Below are 4,945 nucleotides of genomic sequence, written 5' to 3'. Positions count from 1 at the left end.
GGTCATCCAGATCGGCACGCCGGAGGAACTGGTGGTCAATCCGGCGACCGACTACGTCGCCGAGTTCACCCGCGACGTCGACCGCGCCAAGGTGATCTCGGCACGCAGCCTGATGCGCGCCTGCGACGGCTCGGAGCACGGCGGAACGGTGGCGCCGGAGGCCAAGATATCCAGCTTTTCCGCCAGCATCGTTGCCGCCAACAAGCCGTTCGCGGTCGTCAACGGCAGCGGCAAGCCGATCGGCGAGGTGACGCCGCAAGCGGTGATCGATCTGCTGGCCGGCATTGAGCGTTCCGGAGCCGGCACATGACGGTGACGGCAAGCGCCGGCGAAACACGGTCGCGCCCGGTTCAGGTCTGGCTGCTCGTCTGGGCGGTGGCACTCGCGGCCGTGCTTGTCGTGTTCCTGTTGCGAGACCGCCTGTCCTGGGCGGTCAATTATCCGGCCAGCGCCGTCGTGCCGGTCGCCGATTGGGTCAGCGCGCTGATGCGCTGGATCAAGTCGAACCTGTCGTGGCTCACCCGCTCGATCACCGCGGTGCTCGGCGTTCCGCTCGATTTCGCGCTCAATCTGCTGGCCAAGAATTTCAAGATCGGTCGGGGCGCAGAAGCCTATGTCCTGCCGCGGCTGTCCTGGGTCGGCGTCTGCGCTGCCGCCTTCATCGCGGGGCATGCCGCCGGCGGCAGAAAACTCGGCCTGCTGGTCGGCGGCTGCTTCCTCTACATCGCGCTGTTCGGCCAATGGACCAGCGCCATGCTGACGCTTGGGCTGATCTCCATCGCCGTGCCGTTCTGCATCGTCACCGGGCTGTTCGCCGGCATCTGGGCGTGGCGCAAGCCGTGGGCCGAAAGGCTCATCGTCTCCCCTGCCCTCGACCTGATGCAGACGATCCCGACCTTCGCCTATCTCATCCCAATGCTGCTGCTGTTCGGCAACAGCCCAGTCTCGGCGATGATTGCGACCGCCATCTTCGCCACCCCGCCGATGGTGCGAGCAACGATGCTCGGCCTATCGCGGGTGCCGTCGGAGATCGACGATTTCAGCGAAATGGCCGGCTGCACGGCGCAGCAGAAACTGTGGCGGGTGCTGCTGCCGTCGGCGCGGCCGACATTGATGGTCGGCGTCAACCAGGTCATCATGCTGGCGCTGAACATGGTGATCATCGCTTCGATGATCGGTGCCGGCGGCCTCGGCTACGACGTGCTCCTGGCGCTACGCGCGCTGAAGGTCGGCGAGGCGATGGAAGCCGGCCTTGCCATTGTGGCACTCGCCATCGCACTCGACCGGCTGAGCCAGGCCATCGCGCACAGCCAAGCAAAGGGCCATGTCCATCAGGAGGTAAGCCCGAGCCTCTGGCGGCGCTACCCCAACCTGACGCTGGCCATCGCCATCCTTGTCGTGACAACACTGTCCGGTCTGTTCGTGCCGGCCTTGGCAGTGGTGCCGAAAGCGATCACTTTCACCACGGCGCCGCTGTGGAAGGCGGCGGTGAACTGGGTGACCATCAATTTCTTCGACACGATCGAAGCGTTTCGCGTGGCGCTCATCCTCAATCTGCTGAACCCGCTGCGCGCCTTTTGCGAGGGCTTTCCGTGGCTCGGCGCCGTCTTCCTGCTCGGCCTTGCCGGCTATCAACTCTCCGGCCTGCGTCTCGCCGTCCTCGTCGCCGCGCTGACCGCCTTCTGCGCCATCACCGGCCTGTGGGAAAAGACCATGGCGACGGTCTATCTCTGCGGTATTTCGGCCTTCATCGCCTGCCTGATCGGCATCCCGATCGGGCTGATGGCTTCGCGCAGCGACCGGTTCGAGAAGATCGTCACGCCGGTCATCGATACGCTGCAGGTGCTGCCATCCTTCTGCTTCATCATCCCGGTGGTGATGCTGTTTCGGGTCGGCGACGTCACCGCGATGATCGCGACGATCGCCTTCGCCGTGGTGCCGGCGATCCGCTACACCAATCACGGCATCAGGCAGGTGCCGCCGGCGCTGATCGAGGCGGCCAAGGTGTCGGGCTGCACGCCGCGCCAGACCTTCTTTCGCGTGCAACTGCCGCTGGCGCTGCCGGAAATCATGCTGGGCGTCAACCAGACGATCCTGATGGCGCTGGCAATGATCATCATCTGCGCCATGGTCGGCACCCGCGATCTCGGCCAGGAAGTGTTCATCGCGCTGTCCAAGGCCGATTCCGGCCGCGGCATCGTCGCCGGTCTCGCCATCGCCTTCATCGGCATCGTCGCCGACCGGCTGTTCAACGCCTGGACGGCGAAGGCGCGCGCAAGGCTGGGTTAGGATTAGCCGCCCCGATACAGGAGAGAATGATGACTGGCCGGATCGCTCACTGCACCTGCGGCCAATTGCAGATCCGCTGCCCGCAAGAGCCGGCCAAGGTCTCGCTTTGCCATTGCCTGGACTGTCAGCGGCGGACCGGCACTCCGTTCGGGATCGCCGCTTTCTTCGATGCCGCCGAGACCGAGATCAGCGGCTCATTCCAGACATTCCAACGCGATTCCGACAGCGGCTTTCCCGTCACCTTTCATTTCTGCGGAACGTGCGGCTCAACGGTCTTCTGGTATCCGTCACGAAAACCGGCGGCGGTAGCCGTCGCAGTCGGCTGCTTCGGAGACCCGGCATTTCCGGCGCCGACGCAGTCTGTCTATGGCGAGAGTCGCCACGGTTGGGTCGAGGCGCCGGCCTGACGGCGCCCACTCGTTATTCCGCCGCAACGCCCTTCACCTCAAGATAGCTCTCCATCGAATCATCGAGCGCCTGCAGCCACGGCGTATGATGCAGCGGCGCCATGGTGCCGGTCATCAGCGAGCGGTAGGCGTGGTCGCGGAAGCTCATAATGTCTTCGCCCTTGTGGTGTTCCCATTCCATGAAGGTCTGGTTGACCGCCTCGACGTCGAAACCGGGATAATCGGTCTGGTCCATCAATTCCTTGGTGTAGTCGCCCTGGAACCAGATCATCTGCTCGGCGTCTTCCAGCGTTTCCTCACGCGCGCGCCACTTCGCGCCGTGAGCGGCCATCGCCTCGGCCGAGGGCAGCTTGATGCGGCCCATGATGACGTCGCGGGCAAACCAGGCCTGCGCGTCGAACATATTGAAGGTGTAGAACTGATCCTGCATGCCGATATAGGAAAGCTGTGGGTTCTTCTCCCAGACGACGCCTTCATAGAGATCGAGCGGCCACATGCGGTTGGCTGTCTTGAGCTTCAGATCGTCGGTCAGGAAGGGGAAGGAATGCAGGTACCCGGTGCACAGGATGATGGCGTCGACATCCTTGGTCGTGCCATCCTTGAAATGCGCGGTTTTGCCGACGACCTTCTGCAGCAGCGGCACCTCTTTCCAATTCTCCGGCCATTTGAAACCCATCGGCTTCGAGCGGTAGCTGGAGGTGATGGATTTGGCGCCGTATTTGTAGCATTGCGAGCCGATGTCCTCGGCCGAATAGGAGCGGCCGATGATCAGGATATCCTTGCCCTTGAACTCCATCGCGTCGCGGAAATCATGGCTGTGCAGGATGCGGCCATTGAAGGTGGAGAAACCCTCGAAATAGGGCACGTTGGGTACCGAGAAATGCCCGGAGGCGACGACGACATTGTCGAACTCTTCCGAGTAGGTGACGTCGTTGGTGCGGTCATGCGCGGTGACGGTGAATTTCTTCGTCTCGTCCGAAAACGTCACCATGCGCACCGGGCTGTTGAAGCGCACCCATTTGCGCAAGCCTGATTTCTCGACGCGCCCCTTGATGTAGTCCCACAGCACGGCGCGCGGCGGATAGGAGCCGATCGGCCGGCCGAAGTGCTCCTCGAAAGTATAGTCGGCGAATTCCAGGCATTCCTTTGGTCCGTTCGACCAGAGATAGCGATACATGGAACCGTGCACCGGATCGCCATGCTCGTCGAGACCGGTGCGCCAGGTGTAGTTCCACAGGCCGCCCCAGTCCGACTGCTTTTCGAAGCAGACGATCTCGGGAATGTCGGCGCCCTTGTCGGCCGCCGATTTGAAGGCCCTGAGCTGTGCCAGGCCGGATGGGCCGGCTCCGATGACGGCAACGCGACTTTTCATGGCAGGCCTCCCGATCTGGTTTCGACTTTTGCCTTGACGCAACTCCCAAGGGGAAAGCGCTATGCGCTTTTTCCGGAATTGCTCTTACGAAACAAATTTCACTCACAGGGACAGTAATTGGCCCTTTCGTGCTGTCAACAGCCCGGTGCGGAAACAACGTTCCGCCGATGTGGATTTCCCGCAAAAAACCGGACGCGGCCAAACGCCGGATCGTGCGCATGTGCTTTCAGGCGACTTGCCGTCGCAGTTGCGCTGCTGTATCGGCACCTGACATGTTCACCTAGAGTGAAATAAATCCGCAGGAGTGCCGGGGGCGACATGGCGAAGAAGGTTTCCGATTCCAAGGCTGGTCCAGCCGGTGCAAAGGCCAAGCCGCAGCCAAAGGTCTCGGCCGACGGGAAAACCATCCGCGCGCCGCTGACGCAGAACCCGCATGCCATTCGCGACACGCGCGAAAAGGTGCTGGAGGTGGCGATCGGCCGCGAGGTGCGCGCCTTCCGCAAGAAGCTCGGCATCACCGTCGCCGATCTGGCGGTCGCCACCGACATTTCGCTGGGCATGCTGTCGAAGATCGAGAATGGCATCACCTCCCCGTCACTGACCACCTTGCAGGCGCTGTCGCGGGCGCTCGGCGTCCCGGTGACAGCCTTCTTCCGCCGCTTCGAGGAAGAGCGCAGCGCCGTTTTCGTCAAGGCCGGCCAAGGCCTCGATGTCGAGCGCCGCGGCACGCGCGCCGGTCACCAGTACAATCTGCTCGGCCATATCGGCTCCAACACCAGCGGCGTCGTCGTCGAGCCCTATTTGATCACGCTGACCGAGGATTCCGACGTGTTTCCGACCTTCCAGCATGAGGGCATGGAATTCCTCTATATGCTCG

The 4,945-nt window shown here is 62.9% G+C and carries 4 protein-coding genes and 1 pseudogene; 4 read left to right on the top strand and 1 reads right to left on the bottom strand.

Features of this window, described 5'->3' with window-relative positions; translation table 11 throughout:
• The 3 genes and pseudogenes from ENZ75_RS20875 to ENZ75_RS20865 form a co-directional block, all read left to right on the top strand.
• Positions 1–310 (top strand): annotated as a pseudogene (locus ENZ75_RS20875) (glycine betaine/L-proline ABC transporter ATP-binding protein); the annotation flags it as partial.
• Positions 307–2,289, top strand: a complete 1,983-nt coding sequence (locus ENZ75_RS20870) for an ABC transporter permease subunit (protein WP_063167623.1) — start codon at positions 307–309, stop codon at positions 2,287–2,289. The pseudogene ENZ75_RS20875 and the gene ENZ75_RS20870, both read left to right, overlap by 4 nt.
• 29 nt (positions 2,290–2,318) lie before the next feature.
• Complete coding sequence (locus ENZ75_RS20865; RefSeq protein WP_063167622.1) at positions 2,319–2,696, top strand: GFA family protein; 378 nt, start codon at positions 2,319–2,321, stop codon at positions 2,694–2,696.
• Between the two features lie 13 nt (positions 2,697–2,709).
• Here ENZ75_RS20865 and ENZ75_RS20860 read toward each other — a convergent pair whose 3' ends face one another.
• Positions 2,710–4,068 (bottom strand): NAD(P)/FAD-dependent oxidoreductase, encoded by a 1,359-nt coding sequence (locus ENZ75_RS20860; RefSeq protein WP_013532892.1) that lies wholly within the window; start codon positions 4,066–4,068, stop codon positions 2,710–2,712.
• 318 nt (positions 4,069–4,386) lie between these two features.
• Here ENZ75_RS20860 and ENZ75_RS20855 point away from each other — a divergent pair.
• The coding region (locus ENZ75_RS20855; protein ID WP_128278280.1) for a helix-turn-helix transcriptional regulator at positions 4,387–4,945 on the top strand (559 nt) is incomplete at its 3' end.

Origin of the sequence: Mesorhizobium sp. M7A.F.Ca.CA.002.04.1.1 (assembly GCF_004022805.1) — a bacterium.
GTDB lineage: Bacteria > Pseudomonadota > Alphaproteobacteria > Rhizobiales > Rhizobiaceae > Mesorhizobium > Mesorhizobium ciceri.
The sequence above is the reverse complement of the archived record's forward strand: the minus strand, read 5'-3'. Positions and strand labels throughout refer to the sequence as shown.

Coding starts and splice junctions, on each gene's coding strand:
- ENZ75_RS20870 (WP_063167623.1), top strand. CDS start 307: ATGACGGTGACGGCAAGCGCCGGCGAAACACGGTCGCGCCCGGTTCAG.
- ENZ75_RS20865 (WP_063167622.1), top strand. CDS start 2,319: ATGACTGGCCGGATCGCTCACTGCACCTGCGGCCAATTGCAGATCCGC.
- ENZ75_RS20860 (WP_013532892.1), bottom strand. CDS start 4,068: ATGAAAAGTCGCGTTGCCGTCATCGGAGCCGGCCCATCCGGCCTGGCA.